At 45.6% G+C, this 19,864-nt stretch carries 15 protein-coding genes; 5 read left to right on the top strand and 10 right to left on the bottom strand.

Features of this window, described 5'->3' with window-relative positions:
• Nucleotides 1-20 precede the first annotated feature (20 nt).
• From G3570_RS05835 to G3570_RS05825, 3 genes are all read left to right on the top strand, one after another.
• Nucleotides 21-962, top strand: coding sequence for a sodium:calcium antiporter (locus tag G3570_RS05835; protein ID WP_165140218.1), 942 nt, complete (start codon nucleotides 21-23; stop codon nucleotides 960-962).
• Between the two features lie 102 nt (nucleotides 963-1,064).
• Nucleotides 1,065-1,394 (top strand): cupin domain-containing protein, encoded by a 330-nt coding sequence (locus G3570_RS05830; protein WP_165140216.1) that lies wholly within the window; start codon nucleotides 1,065-1,067, stop codon nucleotides 1,392-1,394.
• Between the two features lie 131 nt (nucleotides 1,395-1,525).
• Complete coding sequence (locus G3570_RS05825; protein WP_165140214.1) at nucleotides 1,526-4,774, top strand: VPS10 domain-containing protein; 3,249 nt, start codon at nucleotides 1,526-1,528, stop codon at nucleotides 4,772-4,774.
• Nucleotides 4,775-4,919: 145 nt separating this feature from the next.
• Here the strand turns inward: G3570_RS05825 and G3570_RS05820 are convergent, their stop codons facing one another.
• The gene (locus G3570_RS05820; protein ID WP_165140212.1) at nucleotides 4,920-6,470 is read right to left on the bottom strand and encodes a hypothetical protein; all 1,551 of its coding nucleotides are present in this window, start codon (nucleotides 6,468-6,470) and stop codon (nucleotides 4,920-4,922) included.
• Nucleotides 6,471-6,645: 175 nt separating this feature from the next.
• On the opposite strand from G3570_RS05820, the gene G3570_RS05815 reads away from it, so the two are divergent.
• Nucleotides 6,646-7,644, top strand: coding sequence for a metal-dependent hydrolase (locus G3570_RS05815; RefSeq protein ID WP_165140210.1), 999 nt, complete (start codon nucleotides 6,646-6,648; stop codon nucleotides 7,642-7,644).
• Nucleotides 7,645-7,678: 34 nt separating this feature from the next.
• Here the strand turns inward: G3570_RS05815 and G3570_RS05810 are convergent, their stop codons facing one another.
• The 8 genes from G3570_RS05810 to G3570_RS05775 form a co-directional block, all read right to left on the bottom strand.
• Nucleotides 7,679-8,788 (bottom strand): acyl-CoA reductase, encoded by a 1,110-nt coding sequence (locus tag G3570_RS05810; protein ID WP_165140208.1) that lies wholly within the window; start codon nucleotides 8,786-8,788, stop codon nucleotides 7,679-7,681.
• Between the two features lie 19 nt (nucleotides 8,789-8,807).
• Nucleotides 8,808-9,875 (bottom strand): LuxE/PaaK family acyltransferase, encoded by a 1,068-nt coding sequence (locus G3570_RS05805; RefSeq protein ID WP_165140206.1) that lies wholly within the window; start codon nucleotides 9,873-9,875, stop codon nucleotides 8,808-8,810.
• Nucleotides 9,876-9,956: 81 nt separating this feature from the next.
• Entirely contained in the window at nucleotides 9,957-11,252 is a 1,296-nt protein-coding gene (gene purB / locus G3570_RS05800) for an adenylosuccinate lyase (RefSeq protein WP_165140204.1), read from the bottom strand.
• A 204-nt stretch (nucleotides 11,253-11,456) separates the two neighbouring features.
• Nucleotides 11,457-12,959, bottom strand: a complete 1,503-nt coding sequence (locus G3570_RS05795) for a M48 family metalloprotease (RefSeq protein WP_165140202.1) — start codon at nucleotides 12,957-12,959, stop codon at nucleotides 11,457-11,459.
• 62 nt (nucleotides 12,960-13,021) lie between these two features.
• Nucleotides 13,022-14,944 carry a DUF2779 domain-containing protein gene (locus G3570_RS05790; RefSeq protein WP_165140200.1) on the bottom strand — a complete coding sequence of 641 codons (1,923 nt, stop codon included), beginning with the start codon at nucleotides 14,942-14,944 and terminating at the stop codon, nucleotides 13,022-13,024.
• 1 nt (nucleotide 14,945) lies between these two features.
• The gene (gene murB, locus G3570_RS05785) at nucleotides 14,946-15,986 is read right to left on the bottom strand and encodes a UDP-N-acetylmuramate dehydrogenase (protein ID WP_165140198.1); all 1,041 of its coding nucleotides are present in this window, start codon (nucleotides 15,984-15,986) and stop codon (nucleotides 14,946-14,948) included.
• 12 nt (nucleotides 15,987-15,998) lie between these two features.
• A complete protein-coding gene (locus G3570_RS05780; RefSeq protein ID WP_165140196.1) occupies nucleotides 15,999-17,399 on the bottom strand; it encodes a hemolysin family protein in 1,401 nt (466 codons plus the stop codon).
• 133 nt (nucleotides 17,400-17,532) lie between these two features.
• On the bottom strand, nucleotides 17,533-17,976 hold the full coding sequence (locus G3570_RS05775) for a single-stranded DNA-binding protein (protein WP_165140194.1): 444 nt from the start codon (nucleotides 17,974-17,976) through the stop codon (nucleotides 17,533-17,535).
• 234 nt (nucleotides 17,977-18,210) lie between these two features.
• On the opposite strand from G3570_RS05775, the gene G3570_RS05770 reads away from it, so the two are divergent.
• The gene (locus tag G3570_RS05770; RefSeq protein ID WP_165140192.1) at nucleotides 18,211-18,894 is read left to right on the top strand and encodes a DUF1614 domain-containing protein; all 684 of its coding nucleotides are present in this window, start codon (nucleotides 18,211-18,213) and stop codon (nucleotides 18,892-18,894) included.
• A 157-nt stretch (nucleotides 18,895-19,051) separates the two neighbouring features.
• Here G3570_RS05770 and G3570_RS05765 read toward each other — a convergent pair whose 3' ends face one another.
• On the bottom strand, nucleotides 19,052-19,858 hold the full coding sequence (locus G3570_RS05765; RefSeq protein WP_165140190.1) for a dienelactone hydrolase family protein: 807 nt from the start codon (nucleotides 19,856-19,858) through the stop codon (nucleotides 19,052-19,054).
• Nucleotides 19,859-19,864 lie beyond the last annotated feature (6 nt).

The following is a 19,864-nucleotide window of genomic DNA, read 5'->3' as shown; positions in this document are numbered from 1 at the left end:
AAATAAATGATCACTGATCCATGATTACAGCCGTTTCCCTCTTTATTATTGGTTTAGTGCTGGTTGTTTATTTTTCCGAAAAGTTAGTGGAGGGTGTAGTCGGCACCTCCCTATCCTTTGGAATTTCAGCTTTTCTGATCAGTGTAATATTCATCGGTTTTGATCCGGAGAACCTGGTACTGGGCGGTGTGGCCTCTTACGAAGCAGCCTCCGGTATTGCACTGGGAACCATCATAGGCTCTGCTATGGTTGCCATAGCACTCGCTTTCGGGATAACTGCAATCATCGCACCAATGAAATTCAAATCGGCGCCGGCAGGAATTGTTATTGTTCCTGTAGCATCTGTTGCACTGTTGGTGTTGTTGAGTCTGGACGGGATGCTGACACGTCTCGACGGCATCTATCTACTGGGCGGATTTTTCCTGGCGCTGTGGTATCTTGTACGCTTGTCATCCAAAGGACTCGATATTGAAGCTACCGGAGAGGTAGCTGAAACTATAGAAAAAGAGACCGTACCCGCTGCCTGGAAATCTGTGGGCATGTTAATTATCTCCCTGATTGCAATAATAGTGGGAAGTGAATTACTCATTCGCGGATCAGAAACCATCATCGACGGCATAGGTTTGACAGAAACTGTTTTCGGTATGACCTTGCTGGCATTGCTGGTCAGCTTCGAAGAGCTTGCACGGGAACTTCCGGCTGCCTTGAAGGGTCGTCCCGATATCAGTTACGGCAATGTTTCCGGTTCCGTATTGGCATTCTTCCTATTCAATGCCGGGATCATTGCATTAATCAATCCTGTACCTATACCTACTGAAGTGCTCTATTTTCACCTGCCTGTAAGTGTTTTAACTATTGTGTTTATTTCCATGTGCATGCTGGCCAAACGGGTAACCCGCTGGTCAGGTCTGATTCTGGTTTTATTATACACGGTATTTTTTGTTGGCAGTTTCTTCCGGTAAAAAGTGCGTTAATAATCCTACTTTTCTTCTTCCCTCCTTTACCCTTCCCGCTTTGTCTGTTACATTGTTTTAATCCAATCAACAAAATAGCGGAGGATCGCAATGAGTCAAGGACATATAAAATCGGGAGAAGTTGTAAATCTGGAAACACTACGGGAAGAGATGGATGTGGATGCTTCTTATGCACTGGTTAAAACGGAAGATATGGAAGTGATTAGAATGGCAGTGCCAAAAGGGAAGACCATTGATGAGCACCATATCTCCGGGGAGATGACTGTGCAGTGCCTGAAAGGTGATATTCTATTTATGGTGGATGGAGAAGCCCGGGAGCTCACACAGAGTGACTGGCTGTATTTACAAAGAGAGCAAAACTTCTCCTACAGTGTCAAGGAAGACACCATTTTGCTGGTCACCATACTGTTTACCGATTAACAGATAGAACAATTATATCCGATTCAATCATAGCATCTTTAAGAACGATTACCGGTACTGTAATTGATTGGCATTGCTTATCAAGAATCACTATCGTTTTATCTCCATACTCACCAATAAAATAATCAGATATGAAATTAACATTTCAAGCATCACTGCTCTTAGTCATTGTAATGCTTATCGGTTTGCCCGCTAAAGCACAAAATGATGGCTCCATAGTAACCGAAACAAATTATAATGCACTGGAACTGAGAAATATCGGTCCGGCACTCACTTCCGGAAGGATTGCTGATATCGCCATTCATCCTGAAGATGACAATCTGTGGTATGTAGCGGTCGGCTCCGGCGGCGTCTGGAAAACCACCAATGCCGGCACGACCTGGAAGCCGATTTTCGATAACCAGCCTTCCTATTCTATTGGCTCGGTAACTATTGATCCGAATAATCCTAACACTATATGGGTTGGAACAGGTGAAAATGTAGGTGGTCGTCATGTAGGATATGGTGACGGTGTATACAAGAGCACAGATGCCGGGATGACTTGGGAAAATATGGGACTCAAGAATTCTGAGCATATCTCAAAAGTAGTTATCCATCCGGAAAACCCGGATGTTGTTTGGGTAGCAGCTCAGGGACCGCTTTGGAGCAAGGGCGGAGAACGGGGACTTTATAAATCAATGGATGGTGGCAAGACCTGGAATAAAGTTCTGGGTGATGACGAATGGACCGGTGTTACTGATTTGGTACTGGATCCCAGAAATCCCGACCGTATGTACGCGGCAACCTGGCAGCGGCACAGAACCGTAGCTGCTTACATGGGCGGCGGGCCGAATACCGGTATTCACAAAAGTACGGACGGAGGCGAAACCTGGACCGAACTGCAAAACGGTCTGCCGGGTGCCAATATGGGCAAGATCGGACTTGCCATTTCTCCCCAGCAGCCTGATATCGTGTATGCAGCTATCACGCTTGAACGAACTACCGGTGGAGTATATAAGTCTGATGATCGTGGGGCTTCCTGGCAAAAAATGTCCGATGCTGTTTCAGGAGGCACAGGTCCCCACTATTACCAGGAACTCTATGCCTCTCCCCATCACTTCGGAACTATCTACCTGGTGAGCAATTACACATTGTTCTCGCAAGATCACGGTGAAAACTTCGACCGTATCAATGTCGGCAACAAACACGTTGACGACCATGCAATTGCTTTCAGAAAGGATGACCCCGATTACCTTCTATTCGGAACTGACGGTGGAATCTATGAAACACTAGACGGTACGGAAAGCTGGCGTTTTATCAACAATATGCCGATCACTCAGTTTTATAAAGTCTCAGTAGATGATGCCAAGCCTTTTTATAATGTATACGGCGGCACCCAGGATAACGGTTCACAGGGCGGCCCTTCCCGAACAGACAACGATGATGGAATTCGCAACGCCGACTGGTACAAAACCCTCTTTGCGGACGGGCACGATTCGGCAACAGAACCCGGGAATCCGAACATTATTTATGCAGAAACCCAACAAGGTGGACTTCACCGTGTAGATCGTATTACCGGCGACCAGGTATTCATTCAGCCCCAGCCGGGTAAAGACGAAGACTTTGAACGCTACAACTGGGATGCGCCCATTGAAGTGAGTTTTCACAAACCGACGCGACTCTATTTCGCTTCCCAGCGGGTTTGGCGATCGGAAAATCGTGGTGACAGCTGGACCGCCATTTCACCGGATTTAACCAGGGATCAGGAACGAATCACCCTGCCTATCATGGGCAAACAACGCAGCTGGGAAAATCCCTGGGATGTCGGTGCTATGTCAAATTACAATACCATTACCTCTATCGGGGAATCTCCCATCGATGAAAACCTCATCTATGCAGGTACTGACGACGGTATCATCCAGGTCACGGAAGATGGAGGAGAAAACTGGCGCAAAATTGAGGTGGGTAGCATCCGGGGAATACCCTCCACGGCTTTCGTCAATGACATCAAAGCCGACCATCACGATGCCAATACCGTCTATGTTGCGCTTGACAACCACAAATACGGAGATTTTAACCCGTACCTGATCAAGAGTACCGATCGCGGCAGGTCCTGGACTTCAATCACAGGAAATCTTCCCGATCGTAACCTGGTATGGCGCATGGTACAGGATCATGTAAATAAAGACCTGCTTTTCGCAGCCACCGAATTCGGTATCTTCTTTACTATCGATGGCGGAAATGAATGGGTAGAACTCAAGGGCGGTGCACCTACCATCTCCTTTCGCGATATTGTCATCCAAAGAGAGCATGAAGACCTGGTTGCCGCCTCGTTTGGACGCAGCTTTTTCATACTTGATGATTATACCCCGCTTCGTGAAATCAGTGAGGAGGCTCTAAATCAGGAAGCCAAATTATTTGATGCACGTGAAACCTTCTGGTATGTCCCCAATAGTGTGGTTAGCAGCATGGGAGCAAATTACTATAAGGCGGATAATCCGCCTTTTGGCGCAGTCTTCACCTACTATCTGAAAGAAGGGTATCAATCACTGGAGGCTCAGAGGAAAGAGCAGGAGCAAAATCTGGATGAAGATGCCGATGTTCCTTTTCCCGGCTGGGATGCATTGGAACGTGAATTACGTGAGGAAGGTCCTAAAGTGTACATTACCATCAAGGATCAAAACGGCAACGTAGTGAATCGAGTAGAAGGACCAACTACAAAAGGGTTACACAGGGTAAACTGGGAGCTCCGATATGCTTCCAAAGATGTTGTAAGTCTGGATGAACCGGAAGGTGGCGGTGGTTTTTTCGGGGGCGGCTTCATGGCTACGCCGGGAACTTACACAGCAAGCCTTTCAAAGCTTGTACGAGGTGAGGTTACCCAGCTATCCGAACCGATTACCTTTGAAGTAGTACCCTTAGAAAGCGGTGCTATCGAGGGTGCATCCGAACAAGCTATTGTGGAGTTCAGGGAAAATCTGGAGGCCTTGCAGCAGGATCTGACCCAAACCACTAATAACCTCCGCAAGCAGCTGGACAAGGTCAATGCCATGCAGCGTGCACTGGAACGGGCCGAAGAAGAAGCACCCGAGTTGGTTACCCGTCTGAATGACGCCCGGCTGCAACTGCTTCAGCTGAATGAAGAGATGAATGGCAGTGAGGCAAAGGACCAGATCGGAGAACGCAATCCTCCGTCTCCAAGATCTCGACTGTTTACCGGGTACCGGGCTCTCAGCACCACTTATGGTCCAACAGCCATGCACCGTGAACAGGTTGAAATTGGTAAACAAGAGCTCGCGGAATTCAAACAGGATCTTAACCGCTTTGTCAACAATGTGGTACCATCCCTGATGCGTCAGGTGCGTGATGCCGGAGCACCTCCCATTGAAGGAGAGAACTAGCTTCATAAAGCAATAATCAAAAAAGGAGTGTCTTTAAAAGACACTCCTTTTTTATTTTGATAAACCAAAAATCGTCTATCCCTTAATTTATGGAGATCGCCACTAAAATTATTTACAAGATGATTTTAACTCTTTGACCATTGCATTACGATCCCGTCTGAATAGCCAGCTTAACATTGTAAATTAGTTCTAGATTATAGAGATGGTGTTCTCCCTGGACGTTTTCAGTAAAACTCTCGAAATCATTGAGCATTTCAAGCCAGTTTGCCACACGCTCCTGATTTTCTTCGGTTCCACCAGGAACACCTTTGGTTATTATCTCATCCTGTATAAAAAGAGCCATCATCCGAAAACTGTTCTCTGTCAACAGTCGATAAATTGCTTTTGCCTGCTCATTTTCAGGTTCTTCCCGGAAGGCACGGTTGCTGAAGTTCTCATAGTTTGCATTCAGCGGCTTATCAGTGTCATGAATTTCACTGTCGAAATTCTCCACAACAAGCTTGCGGGTAATGGCAAAGGCGTTATGGATGGGATATCCGTCATCAATATGCATATGCAGGGTAAAATAACGTGCCTGAGTGGTGGCATCCCCTCCTTTTGAATGCTGCAATCCCTGATCAAACAGCCATCCTGTATAAAACCACGGAACACGAATATCATTCATCTGTTCGTCAATGCTACCCGATGGCTTGGACCTCAAAAGCACTTCAGGAGGCATCTCAAAATCAGTAGGATCATCGGGTCCGCCCCGTAAGCCGTGGGCTATAAGTCCGATATCCCAAATCGGATTATCAATATCTTCATCACGAGTCGGGTACCAAGCCAGCGTAGGCCGGTTGGGAAATTCGTCTTGTGCCATCAATTCCTTGCGGAACATGTGTTGCGCCATTAGAACAGAACGGTATTTTTTATGAAAAAACCGCTCGCTGCTTCCGTCAAATATTGCCGTGGTATAGCGATTTTCATTGTCGTACATGGCCCAGAAGTTTTCATCGGAAGGATTCTGCAGATAGTTATCCTGCAGCGCATACCAATCCGCCGCCCTTCCCTCTCTGGGAAGCCTGGGCAAATCAGGGAGCCAATCGGCCATCGTTGCATGCATTTCCCCGTGATGAGGGTCCTCCGACCAGCGATTAAATGGAATACCTATTTTCAGCGTCCGCGGATTCAACCCCAGCCAGGCATCACGGTGAGCAATGGCATCTTCAAGAGACAAAACCGGCTCAGTAGCAAAGATGAATCCCATATCAACCAGTTGTTGTCCAAAGGCATAATCCCGTTCCGCTGCGGTATTACCCGGTAGCACCTCACGTCCGGGCTGCAAGGGCCGGAAATTCATATGATCCCTGGGCTCTATATCATACTTGATTCGCAAGGCATCCACCATCTTTTCGATCTTTTTAAAATCTGAGCCCGTAAGCTGAAACGAAAATTCTCCAACGTGCGGTTCTGCCCTTCTCTCTAAGGTTTTATCATCAAAATCAAAATAGGCGAGGTCCAGCGCATCCGGTGCATGGCAGTTGGCACAAGCAGCGCCCTGCTGTATGACTCCCGGCTTTCGCCAGGCTTCCAATCCTTCGGTAATAATGGCATCGAGCTCTGATTCAGGAGTATCCGGAGAAAGACCGGTATCGGTACAGCCCGATAGTGAAAGCAGTAAGATTCCTATGAACAGGTAGTGTATCTGATATTTCATATTCCCCTTGAGATTAAATGCAGATGATACAGCCCTTAAAAAGATTATATATCAAGATATAAAACGATACTTTTGTTACAGTTAATTGTTCCTTAAGTGCATTAATTATATTTAATTACCGTGGCTGTTTATTTTTGGCTTTTTAAAATTCAACGCGTAAATATCTAAACTGCCTATGGATCCTGTTACACACGGACTTCTTGGAGCTACTGCTTCTCAATCCTTTGCTTCCCGGGATAAGATCCGTGCTGCGGCTTTTACAGGACTAGCCTCCGCTATGATAGCCGATTTAGATGTGTTGATATCCAGTTCTGCCGATCCTTTGCTTAACCTGGAGATGCACCGGCAGTTTTCCCATTCGCTGGTTTTCATTTCTGTAGGTGCCCTTATAGCCACGGTTTTGGTATGGTGGTTTGTAAAAAGTCGGCTCTCATTTAAGGAAACTTATCTCTTCAGTTTAGCTGCCTATGCCACAGCAGGCATACTGGACGCCTGTACCAGCTACGGGGTCAAACTTCTGTGGCCTTTTGTAGATGAGCGCTATGCCCTGAATATCATATCCGTGTTTGATCCCCTATTCAGTTTGGTATTGCTGCTCACCACTGCTCTGGTATTCTATAAACGACAAAAGCTGCTAAGCTGGCTTTCATGGACCTGGGTTGTACTATATCTCTTGTGGGGATCAGGTCAATACGGGCGCGCCGAACATATTGCCTCCCAAATAGCCGCTCAGCAGAATCATCTGCCTGTTAAAACGGTAATCAAACCGACCATAGCCAATGAGCTCTTGTGGAGTGTTCGTTATGTATCCCGAAATGACAGTTTGTATGCCTATGGAGTGCGTATCAGCCCGTTTTCCGATCCGGTAATCTATAAAGGGAAAGCTGTCCGGCTACTCAACTGGCGCAACACATATGCCGACTACAAAGGAACCGTTCTGTACGATGACATTCAGCGATTTGCGAAGCTTTCGGATGGTTACCTTGTACGCCATCCACAACTTGCGGAGGTAATCGGCGACGGACGCTATGCCATGCTGCCTACTTCTGTTTCACCTCTATGGGGCATCGAAATAGATACGACCTCCCCACACAATCACGTCAAATTTGAAACATTCCGAGACGCCGGTCCCGAGGTTCGCAACAAATTTCTGGATATGCTTTTAGGGCGGTAGAAAAGGAAGCTCTTTATTTTTTTGTTGCTTCAAATTAACCCGAAATAAGCCAACGAAGTATATCTGTCCCATCCGGTTTCCAGTAGATCGGTGGACGTTGCGCATCTGATAAATACTCAACCTTATCACTGTGATCTGGAATAGTAATATCCGGCTCGGTAATGTAGATGCTTTGCAGCTGCCCGGTGAATCGTTTTGCAAGTTCCTGTACCTTCGTTTCATCGCCTTCTACCCAGTAGCAGATGAAATCCTGGTCCATTTCCAGTCCCCCTTCCTGTAGCAGAAAGTCATCCAGCCACGCCTGGGGTCGTTCAATCGCTTTGTTATAGGCAAAACGCTGAGTCAGCTTTGGCTCAGGCTTCTCAAACTGGGGGTTTTCCAGCCAGAAGGACTCAATGTAATCAGTCAATTCGCATTTAATCGTGTCCAGATCGTATGGGGAGACGACAACGGCCACAGACCGGCATCCCTTGCCGCCATAGCGAAAGATCGCTTCCACCAAATCCTTCATGTGTTTCTCCTGCCGTTTATCCAGGTAGGCCATAGAAAAATGGGCCGTTCTGATGAGATACCGGGTATCCTTCTTTTCAAGGTTTAACTCTTCCACAGCTTGCTTCACACCAGTGACCGATGATTCAGAGCCGGCAAATAGGATAGCGTCATTCTGCATGTCTTCCAGGTCATCAAGCCGGTGGCTCCACTGAACATCAATACTGCTCCAAATACCGGTTTTCTTTACCTCATTCAAAAACGTAGGTAGCAAATAGGGATCTTTTCTTGAAATCTTACCTGTATAGCGGGCACCGCTCAATAGCACTGCCAGGGCATCCTGAAACCCTACCAAAGGCAAATTCCCGGCATGAAGACAGAGTACGTTTTCTCCACGGGCATCATTACGGTCACTGAGGCTGCTTCGTTCAACCCACTCTTCGATGGCAGTCCGGTTAAGGGTCTCCTTTAAAGTCTTCAGGGCATATTTAACGTCATGGAAGGCGAAATACTCCTCCTCTACTGTTCGTGCAATCGCCTCCCTTAAGAACTGATTATCATCCGAGAGCCAGTTATCAAATACCTCTAGAAGCGTATCTATTCTACTTTGAAGATCACCCATTAGATTGTTGAAATCGTTTCGGATTTTGTTCATTCGATATTGTGGTATTCATTCAGTCTTCATCAATGAGGAAATTACAGCCTCTTAAGTCCTTTTGGTTCCATCTCCCGAGGACCTGAAACCGACCCCCATTGTCCATAATGCCCTTGTCACCGGTTAATAAGAAAGAACAAGAGTGCACATTGGCAAGGTCAATAACTCCAATCAGACCTTCCTGATATGGAGGCATTTTTTGCCGAGGATCATCGGCATCCCTTACAGTGACCTTCATCCATGGAACTGTATGAAACCACTTTCCGCCCCGTGCATAGGCCTGGCTTAACAGCTCAGCCATACCGTACTCAGAATGAATTCTATCTTCAGCAGTTCCAAAACCCTTTGCCAAATTCTTATGCATTTCATTACGACTCATCTCCCGTTTGTGGGTTTTCATACCACCCGTCTCTATGACAAGGCTGTTGCCCGGCAAGACAACATCGGAGGATTCAACTAGATCAACCAAACCGAATGCTGCCCCGAAAAGGATAATGCGGCTTCCTTCTGAGGCAATGTCATCGATATCGTTTTGCTTCAATGGTTCATTGAGGGGTAAAAATCTACTGACCGTGCTGTCACTTTTTGTGATAAGCTCCTGTAACATCCAAATAAGCGAAGAATCCGGATTTTCGGAATAGCCCGGTGTATAAGCAAGAATAGTTGTGGAATCGGATCCATAAAAATGATTAAAACCCCTGATAAGCGACTCTCGGTAGATACCGGCATCTGCCACAAGATGAGTACTTCGGGCCATGCTCGTTGTGCCACTGCTCTTGAAGACCAACTCCGGTTCGGTATCCGTTCTGCAAGTCAGCTCTGCATCTTTAAAACCTTGAATAGGAAATAAGGGAATATTGTCAACATCCTCTCGGGCCAAACCCATTAATTTATCTCCAATTTTACTAGGACTTAAAGCTGTTTCCTTGGCTTCTAATTTACTATAGGTATTGCCAATAACGCTATGCAGAGCATTGCAGTATCGTTTGTACATAATATTATTTTTATACTGATACTCAAATACCTTGCTCGCCTTATCTTCAAAGGCGATATCTTCGGAAAAAATCAGTTCTTTCCAATTCTGCATATAGTCGTACACCTTGAAATAATTTATCGAAATGTGGTGGCAGCCTGCGCTGCAATGACTGAATTTAAGAAAGAGTGTGTATTAGGAAAGACCTACCCTTTGAAAGATCCGATCAACATTTCTTGTATGGTGTTTCAGATCGAACGCCTCATCAATTTCTTCATCACTGAGTTGTTCCCTGACGGTCTCATCGGCTTCGACAAGATCCCGGAACATGGTTTTCTCCTCCCAGGCCTTCATTGCCAAAGGCTGAACGGTATCATAAGCCTTTTCACGGGACATGCCTTTGTCGATGAGCATGTGCAACACTCGTTGCGAAAAGGTCAATCCGTATGTTTTATAAATATTATCCTTCATATTCTCCTCATAGACGGTAAGCTTGTCCAAGACACCGGAAAAGCGATTGAGCATGTAATCGAGCAGAATTGTGGCATCGGGTAATATGATGCGTTCTACAGAAGAGTGCGAAATGTCACGTTCATGCCACAGAGGAATATTTTCAAAAGCGGACACCATATATCCCCGAAGCACCCGTGAGCATCCCGATATATTTTCAGAGCTCACCGGATTTCGCTTGTGAGGCATAGAAGATGACCCTTTTTGCCCTTTCCTGAAAAATTCTTCAGCTTCACGAACCTCACTGCGTTGTAAATGACGTATTTCAACAGCCATCTTTTCCAGGGAGGATCCGATAAGAGCCAGGGTCGAGACATATGCTGCATGGCGGTCACGCTGCAGGGTCTGGGTGGATATGGGCGCCGGCTGCAGTCCCAGTTTTTCACATACATACTCTTCGACCTCGGGCGGGATGTTGGCAAAAGTTCCTACCGACCCGCTCATTTTGCCGAATTCAACATCGCTTGCTGCCTTTTCAAAACGCTCCAGATTTCGCTTCATTTCGGCATACCATAGGGCACACTTCAGTCCAAATGTCGTAGGTTCGGCATGCACTCCGTGCGTGCGACCCATCATTACCGTGTATTTATGCTCTTTAGCTTTGTTCGCAAGAACCTCAATGATATGTTCAATATCTTTCCTAAGAATGGCATTCGCCTGTTTAAGGCGGAAACCGTTGGCAGTATCAACGACATCCGTGGAAGTCAACCCGTAATGCACCCATTTCTTCTCCTCTCCCAGTGACTCGGATACCGATCGGGTGAAAGCCACTACATCATGACGCGTCTGCTTTTCAATCTCTTTTATTCGTTCTACATCAAAAGATGCCTTATCATAGAGTTTAGTCACATCTTCTTCAGGAATTTTACCCAGCTTGCTCCATGCCCAGCAGGCAGCCAGTTCCACTTCCAGCCACGCCTGAAATTGGTTTTCCAGTGACCAGATGTCTGCCATCTCCTTTCGCGAATATCGCTCTATCATGTATTGCTATTACCTTCCGTTTAGAGATTAAAATTACGCTCCAAAGATAGAATAAAGGAACAAGGGAGGAAAGGACTCGATTGGCACAATTTGGAATACAGTATTCAGGAGTCAGAATTCAGGAGGGTCACAAGCAAAATCGCTACTGCCTACTGTATTCTGAATTCTATATCCTGCAACCTGCAGCCTGAAACCTGCCCCTCCTTACTGCCTCGGCAGCTTTATCCAGGTTCCCGCTTCGATACGCTCATCCAGATCTACCTGATTCAGTATGGCCAGATCATTGGCGGTAATTTCTATGGGCATGCCATCGAAATTTTCAGGAAGAAATGACTCAAATGTTCCTGATCTATTCGTTTTAACTGCTTGCAGGCGTACCGGTTGAATGTCAAGTATACTTTGATCTCTAAGCGGTTTGAAACCGGAGGTTATCTGTTTGAACCTGGGCTCATAGTTGGAAAACTTGTCAAGTGTTGAATAATTCAAGAAGCGATAAATGGTGCCGTCATGCTTCAAGGCATAAATATAGAATTTAATTTGAGTCCCTTCTTCAGTCTGACCGCTGGCTACGGCTTCGTAAGCTTGCAGCTCATTATTGGTTGCTGCTGATTTACTGACCGTCGTTATCCCTTCCTGGTTCAGGAATTCATTTACAGATGCCTGTACATCAGCAGATTTGCTGTCCAGCTTCATGATAGAGACGGCATCCTGTTCCTTATTGACGACAGCGACCAGGGATCGCTGGTTGATAACCTGCCAATCCTGAGGATAGGGAAATTGAAATTTCAGCTCAGGATGATAAAAGAGGCCGTTGCGAGTAAAACCCTCCCTGGGATTGTTACCGTAAACAATATCATTGATCTTGCTCATATACTGATCGGTGCCCTCTATTCTCAAATCATACCCTTTCTGACTCCAGCTTTCCGCTAATTGAGGTATCGTCTTGGCCCTTTCCGAGGGATCAGGGTGTGTGGATTGCCAGTCAGGAATACTTTGTCCGGACTGCCTGGACATTCGCTCCAGGGAAACGAAGAAATCAGCCCCTTCAGCAGCCTGGTAACTTTGCATAGCTGCGTACTCTACACCCAGTCGATCCGACTCCCTTTCATCATCTCTGCCGTAACTGAGAAATAAAAGCTGTGCCGCCTGACTTCCCAGGTTTAGAACACTGCCACCCGGAATCCCGAGAAGCTCTTCTCCCGCGATAGCTCCTCCAAGCAGGGCTACCTGTCCGATCTGCTGTTCAAAAGCCCTCTGCGAGGCATGTCTTGCTGCTACGTGTCCGATCTCATGGCCAAGTACCACCGCCAGTTGCGCCTCATTTTCCAAATGGGAAAGCAATCCACGGGTCACATACACATAGCCTCCCGGCAGTGCAAAAGCGTTAACAACGGGACTATCTAAAACCCTGAAATAAAACTCAGTATTTTTATACTGCTCAGGCGTATCCTCCCGGCGCATGTGACTGACAGATAGCATTTCCTGCCCGATATTCTCAACATAACGCTCCAATTCATCATTATCGTAGATGCCATACTGCTGTTGTATCTGCTGGTCAGCATCCCTTCCAATCTGTTTTTCCTGTTCCCAGCTGTACCCATATGCCCTTCGATCACCGGTTATGGCACTCTGCTGAACCACACAGGCAGTAATAATAAAACTTACAATTACAAGAGGAAGTGCTGCTTTTGCTAAAAATCTTCTCATGACAATTTTGCTTTTTGTTTAACAGATCTTTGGAAGCCTAATTTAAATATAAATCCTATAACTTAGTTCCAATTTTCTTCCATCAGGTAGTGCCAGTGCTGGTAAATCATAACCATCGCGAGGGTATCCAATTCACAGTATCTAAGCAGCGCTTTGTGTAAGGATTGCTTCTCCTCAACAGTCAAATCTTCGCTCAACATTTGTGCATAGACTACCATCGCTTCCGTCCCTCTACGTATACCCTCATCCTCACGGTCTTCAAGCATGAGCCGGTAAGGACTTTTTGCTGCACCTTCGGGATCTGCCTGCCACCAGATAGCAGCGTTGTAGTTTTCACTGTTATACGGCCTGGAGTAAATTTCTTTGAGCTGCGGACTGACGCTCATAATCGACTGTAGTACATCTTTTATGCTCAGTGAATCCTCCATTTCCGCATTGTAGTAATAGTTTTTTACCAATCTGCTTAGATCCGACAAATAAGGACCGGTAGGATTGCTTGAGTCATGGCGGTTGATAATCTGGAGAATCCATTCAGTTAGCTCTCCCGCATCTTTTACCTGGTCCGCTTCAGCCAACAGTTCTTTACGGATACCGCGCAACGCATTTCTCTCAAAATTAGAATACTGCACAATCGTACCTTGCTCAATATCAGGAATTTTCTTGAGGCTGCGAACGAGTTCATAATTGGGATATGTCCCATCAGCCCCATCAATCCACTGGTAGTGATTCCAATGACCTTCTTCAGTTAATGAGTGACAGGAATACTGAAACACCAGTAAATGGTACGGCCTCCTCCCTTTTCTAATGGGTATCACGTAGTTGCCCGCTTCGAAATCAAGGAAGTGGATGGGAAACTCCCAACGGTTAAGCTCTCGGTACAGATTAGGTTTCACCAGCTCTTCGGGACCCCTGTTACCTTTAGCCTGCATAATCTGAAGAGATTGCCGCTGCTTTTCGTTGAACTTTCCCTGGACATTACTGATTGTATCGAGCGTGTAAAACTCACCATCAGGCACCTGCTCCTGCAGATAAATTCCTCGTTCAACCCAATGTTTAGTTCCCGGCCCTATCAGATTGAATACCAATGGCTTAAAAGAGTTATCCAAATTGATGTCAAGTGATTCATTCCAACACTCCACAAAACCGCTACTCTCCCCTTTTTGTACTCTTTCCCTTTCGATTCTGAATTCACAGTTCTTACATTTATTACCGATAGTTACCGGATACTTCTCTTCTCTAAAAAAGTATCCCGCCATTTCAATAAGCTGTTCTTCAAACGTTCTACCTTTAGCGATTACACTATCTAAGGAATCTCTATCATTCAGGATCTTTCCAATCTCATCGGTAACCTCTACAGGTTCAATAATCTCTTCTTTTTTAATGCCGCTCCTTCGAATAGAGCTCTCACCTGATTGTATTTTGCCAATAACCTCGTGCAGTTTATCCATTTTAGCCAAGGCATATTTCGCCGGCAGCAAGAAGAAAGATCGGATCTCCCACCCAGGATAACACCGGCTAATCACATATATCTGAAAAGCAAAATCTATCGCGTATTTACGCCATTTTGAGTATATCTCACCGGCAGAGTTGCTCAAATCACTCTTTTGCCTTCTAAACGTCTTGGTTTGAATATGGTAGACATTAACCTTATCCCCCTTCTTTTCCAGAATAGGTATGTTAGCTAATAACCGGTTGTGAATGAATACCGGATCAAAAAGAACTGTATTTCCTTTTTTTAGTTTTTTACGTGTTTCCTCGAAGTCTCGTTCAATGGATCCTGAATCAATTTGTAACCCTTTGGGAAATTGGCACCGTGCCAAAGCGGTAAGCTGCTTTTTATTGTAACGGTAATGGGCAATAGAGGGCAATGCTTCGCGGTTTTCGGGATACTCTCTGGCATTGTAGTATAAACGGGTGGGACATTCTAGACCGGTTCGAAAATGATGCTTCGTGAAATAGGTCCTATCTGTATCCTTATCTGGCATCTCAGTCGACAATATTGACTTCGGGTACCAGTTCAATGCCGAACTTATTCTTGACAGAAGCTTTGATTTTTCCCGCCAGCTCCATGATTTCCTGGCCTGTTGCTCCTCCATGATTTACAATGACCAGTGCCTGTTGCTTGTAGGTCCCGGCGTTGCCAAGTTTCATTCCCTTTAATCCCGCTTCTTCGATTAGCCATCCTGCCGGTATTTTTATTTCGATTTCATTCAATTCATAGCCCGGTACTGAAGGATATTTCATTTTCAGGTGCTCATATTTTTGCCTGGAAACTACCGGGTTCTTAAAAAAACTACCTGCATTTCCCAGTTCATCAGGATTGGGCAGCTTGCTGTTGCGTATATCAATCACTACCTGACTTATATCACGTATCGTTGGACTTTGGATATTTCTTTTTTCCAGTTCCCTGCTGATGGCCCCGTAGGACGTATTCAACTGAGGGTTTTTTGATAGTGCAAGCGTGACCTTTGTTACGATATATATTCCCTTCAGCTCATTCTTGAAGATACTGTCGCGATAGCCGAAGCGGCAATCTTGTTTATAAAATGTTTTTACCTTTCCCGTCTTAAGCTCAACGGCATCAAGGCTTTGGAATACTTCCACCAACTCGACTCCATAGGCGCCAATGTTCTGTATGGGTGCAGCGCCCACCGTGCCCGGAATCAGGGATAAGTTTTCTATACCTCCCCAACCCTGCTCTACACAGTACCTAACGGTTTCATGCCAGTTTTCACCGGCCCCTACCTGAAGTTTTATATACTCATCAGTTTCTTCTACTACCTCCCTGCCCTTGATGGCAACATGCAGAACCAAGCCCTCGAAATCATCCGCAAAAAGGATATTACTGCCGCCACCTAACACGAACAGGTTATCGAACTCCTGCCCCGCCTCTTTGATAAAGCTAATAAGTTGTTCCTGTGAGGTTACCGATAAAAACGAAGCTGCCTTTGCCTCGATGTTCAGGGTATTATAGGGTGCCAGGTCAACATCATATTGAATGGGAAATTCGGCAGTGGTTCGGGTCATTAAATAGAAAGGCTATTCTTTATCTTTTACCGGACTTTTTTGCTGTTTGGCATCATCTTCGTTCAACTTGACTCGCAATTTTCTTACCCGGTTGTTCTGAACGGAGTGAATGGTAAGTTCAAGTCCCTTATAGTAAACTCTTTCACCCACATTCGGAATTCGTTCTGTAAGATGATATACCAAGCCACCCAACGTCTCAAAATCATCATCATCTGCTGTCAGCTCAATTTCAAGGATCTCCTCCATATCATCCAGATCAATTTTAGCGTCAAATACGTACACACCGTTTTTGAACTGTGTATAGAGCTGTTCTTCATTCTCTCCGTATTCATCGGAAATATCGCCGACAATCTCTTCCAGGATATCATCCAGGGTGATCAGTCCTTCCGTACCCCCGTATTCGTCCACTACAATAGCGATGTGTGTTTTTTCTTGTTGAAAATCCCTTAGCAGATCATCCAGTTTTTTGGTAGCGGGAATGAAGAGTGCTTTTCTGGCAATGGTACGCCAATTGATGGTGGTACGTTCAATATCGGAATTGATATAAGGCAGCACGTCTTTCGAATAAATAATACCCAATATATTATCCAGATCATTTTCATATAGCGGCATCCTGGACAACCCCTTCTCCCTAATCAGGGCCAATACCTCATTTAAAGAGTTCTCTGTAGAAACCGCCACAACATTAACGCGAGAGGTCATGATTTCCCTAACGGATGTGGTACCGAATTCAATCACATTCTCAATAATCTCACGCTCATCACTCTTGATTGATCCTTCCATTTCACTGACTTCCGCCATGGTCATGATATCCTCGGAGGTCATTTTGCTATCGGGCTTTGGCAAGCGTTCTTCCAGACTGATGGTGCTGTTGGCAATAAGCTTGGATAAAGGCAGCAAAATGATGTAGAGCCCATATATAAACCGGCTTATTTTTCTGGCCGATTTCAGCGGATCGTTTATGGCAATGATCTTTGGGGTAATTTCACTCAGAATGAGAATCATAAAGGTTAAAACCAGTACCTCTAAGGTATACACAAAAATCTCTGAGAATCCGAAATAAGCAACAATATTACCTGTGGCAACGGCGGCAAGCACGGATGTAATGATGTTGGCAAAAGTATTACCTATCAGAATTGTGGCCAATAATCGGCGCGGCCGCTCGAGCATTTTGAGGATCAGTTCATCGGCCGAACCGCTTATGCCCCCCTCCGTGAGTACGTCCTGCTGATTGGAAAGAGAGAAGAAAGCCACCTCAGAACCCGAAAAAAGGGCAGAAAAAATCAATCCTACCACTATAAAGAAGAACTGCAGAACAAGATCAACGGTATCCAACGAGCCATCCAGAAGAGTAGCATCGTGTGCCTGTATCAGAAATGATAAAATAAATTGAAAACTGTCTGGATCGTCCAACTACTATACTATTATACTACAAATTAAGGTTAAAGCTATGTAAAGGTATTTTATGGTGCAAGAATAGAAAAAGCGATGGTATAAAGCTATTCCATCGCTTTTTAAAAATATAAACAACCGGGGTGTTCATTCATTAGAATGGTAGATCATCATCGATATCATCAAAGTTCTCATTCAGATCAACATTGCTGGATACCGGTTGGGCATTCTGAGGTTTCTCAGGCATATTGCCTCCGCTGTTGCTCCCCTTGCTGTCAAGCATGGTCATCGTCAGCGCTTTGATCTCGGTAGTATACTTGGTTTGACCGTCTTTATCCTCCCAGCTGCGGGTTTGAATGGGACCCTCAATATATACCTGCGAGCCTTTTTTCAAATATTCCTGGCAAATTTCAGCGAGTCTGCCCCATGCCACTACGCGGTGCCACTCGGTATTTTCTTTCCACTCACCCGATTTATCCTTGTAGCGTTCGGAGGTTGCTACCGATAAATTAGCAACAGCCGTATTCGACTGGGTATAACGTACATCTGGATCCTGGCCCAAGCGACCAATGATCATTGCTTTGTTTAAAGAACTCATAACTGTTACCTCGTTACGTTTTAATTATTTACTGTAAAGGTAAGACTTATTGGGGAGGAATTCCTTACAGATTATTTTTCCGATAGTACTTTAATTTTTATCGACTTATCTCTTGCTTATTATTGTTTTCTACCTCCATTTATCGGAAGCTTCATTTTCAGCTGTTCTTTATTGAATTATATTTCAATAACAATTTTTATCTAATTGAAAAGATGAAATAAAGACTCATTGAATATGCGAGGATTTCCGCCGGGTTGTTTGGCACTTTTTCTGTTTTTCGTTCTGCTTATTCTCATACCATTCTTTCTGGCCGAGGTCATGCTGACGGCACTTGCCAAGCTCGGTCTCAGTGCCCAGCAATCTATCATGGCAGCAATCGGTATCTTTCTGGGGAGTATGGTAAATATTCCCTTAACCCGATTTGAAAACCGGGGGAAGGTCAAAATGTCCCCCTCTAAAATGTTCGGACTCGAGCGCCAGCTTTTTCCAGGTCTCCAGCAGCAGGATTCCACACTGCTTGCTGTAAACCTTGGCGGATGCATCATTCCGCTTATGATTGCTGCTTATCAAATCGTGCGGCTCAGTGAACTGGGAACCCATTATATTCTTGGATGCGGTGTGGTAGTTGTAGCTAATATCATCATATGCCGCTACACGGCCAAACCCGTAAAAAATATGGGTATTGCTATTCCCGCACTCATTCCGGCAATGGCTGCTGCCGTACTGGCTTTGTTTTTTGTACCTGAGCAGGCACCGGCGGTTGCATTTACAGCCGGCGTCTTAGGGCCGCTTATCGGGGCAGACCTTCTCCATCTCAATGAGATTAAAAAGATGGGCACTCCGATAGCAAGCATAGGTGGAGCCGGGACCTTCGACGGTATCGTGCTATCAGGTATTGTAGCAACTTTACTGGCTTAACAAGTACGGAATGGCCAGATAATATCGCTGGAAAGCTTATCCGGACATTGTCTTACAGCATCGACTACTAAGCATTCGACGAGTACATTTTATTGAAAATGTAGATATAGCTACTTCTCACCTCAACACTTCCGGTTAGCAACGGGTTTAGAAAGTGTTACAGATTATTCAGAATACTTTTCAGGCGCTCCCATGACTGATTGCGAGCGATAACATTCGGATCATCTTTCGGAGCATCAGGGTCGTCACCGCGCCGCATGTAGGCATGTCCGGCGCCCTCATAAATTTTGTAATCGTAGGTATTGCCTGCTTCCTCCATCATCATTTCGGAGTTTTCAATTGTGGCATTCACACGCTGATCGTCGCCTCCATAAAACCCGTAAACGGGTACTTCTATCCTCTGGTAATCCTCCAGTGACTCAGGGCCGGTACCGTAAAATACAAGCGCCGCATCAATGCTGTCACCGGCATTGGTTGCAAAGCGAAACGATTGCGAACCTCCCCAGCAGAACCCCGCCACTGCTACAGTGCCATCACCCGCATCAATAGAACGGGCATAATCAAGCACATTCAGTAGGTCGGTGGTAACCATATCCGGGTCCAGCGCATAAATGGCTTCCCGGGCGGCATCAGAACTTTTGAAATCGGAGGTCTTCTGTATCCCTTCCACCGTATTGGAGATCAAATCAGGAGCCACTGCAATATATCCGGCTGCCGCCAGCTGATCGGCAAAGCTGCGGGCCCAATCGTTCAGACCCCGGTTTTCATGAATCACCAGTACCACCGGGGCATTATCTGATCGTTCGGGATAGGCAACAAAAGTGTGAAGTACCCGACCGCTGGATTCCATGGTGACCCACTCATGATGACGCGGAGAGTTTTCCAATTGCTCAGTGGCATAATCCTGGGCCGATACCTCAAGCGTAAGGAGCAGTGCTAGAAGTGATAACAGTATAGATTTCATGATTCC

Source organism: Halalkalibaculum roseum (assembly GCF_011059145.1).
In the GTDB taxonomy this organism is placed as follows: Bacteria; Bacteroidota; Rhodothermia; order Balneolales; family Balneolaceae; genus Halalkalibaculum; species Halalkalibaculum roseum.
This window is presented reverse-complemented; position numbering and strand designations above follow the sequence as displayed.

Excerpts from the sequence above, each read along its gene's own strand:
- G3570_RS05835 (WP_165140218.1), top strand. The coding sequence starts at position 21 with ATGATTACAGCCGTTTCCCTCTTTATTATTGGTTTAGTGCTGGTTGTT.
- G3570_RS05830 (WP_165140216.1), top strand. The coding sequence starts at position 1,065 with ATGAGTCAAGGACATATAAAATCGGGAGAAGTTGTAAATCTGGAAACA.
- G3570_RS05825 (WP_165140214.1), top strand. The coding sequence starts at position 1,526 with ATGAAATTAACATTTCAAGCATCACTGCTCTTAGTCATTGTAATGCTT.
- G3570_RS05820 (WP_165140212.1), bottom strand. The coding sequence starts at position 6,470 with ATGAAATATCAGATACACTACCTGTTCATAGGAATCTTACTGCTTTCA.
- G3570_RS05815 (WP_165140210.1), top strand. The coding sequence starts at position 6,646 with ATGGATCCTGTTACACACGGACTTCTTGGAGCTACTGCTTCTCAATCC.
- G3570_RS05810 (WP_165140208.1), bottom strand. The coding sequence starts at position 8,788 with ATGAACAAAATCCGAAACGATTTCAACAATCTAATGGGTGATCTTCAA.
- G3570_RS05805 (WP_165140206.1), bottom strand. The coding sequence starts at position 9,875 with ATGCAGAATTGGAAAGAACTGATTTTTTCCGAAGATATCGCCTTTGAA.
- purB (WP_165140204.1), bottom strand. The coding sequence starts at position 11,252 with ATGATAGAGCGATATTCGCGAAAGGAGATGGCAGACATCTGGTCACTG.
- G3570_RS05795 (WP_165140202.1), bottom strand. The coding sequence starts at position 12,959 with ATGAGAAGATTTTTAGCAAAAGCAGCACTTCCTCTTGTAATTGTAAGT.
- G3570_RS05790 (WP_165140200.1), bottom strand. The coding sequence starts at position 14,944 with ATGCCAGATAAGGATACAGATAGGACCTATTTCACGAAGCATCATTTT.
- murB (WP_165140198.1), bottom strand. The coding sequence starts at position 15,986 with ATGACCCGAACCACTGCCGAATTTCCCATTCAATATGATGTTGACCTG.
- G3570_RS05775 (WP_165140194.1), bottom strand. The coding sequence starts at position 17,976 with ATGAGTTCTTTAAACAAAGCAATGATCATTGGTCGCTTGGGCCAGGAT.
- G3570_RS05770 (WP_165140192.1), top strand. The coding sequence starts at position 18,211 with ATGCGAGGATTTCCGCCGGGTTGTTTGGCACTTTTTCTGTTTTTCGTT.
- G3570_RS05765 (WP_165140190.1), bottom strand. The coding sequence starts at position 19,858 with ATGAAATCTATACTGTTATCACTTCTAGCACTGCTCCTTACGCTTGAG.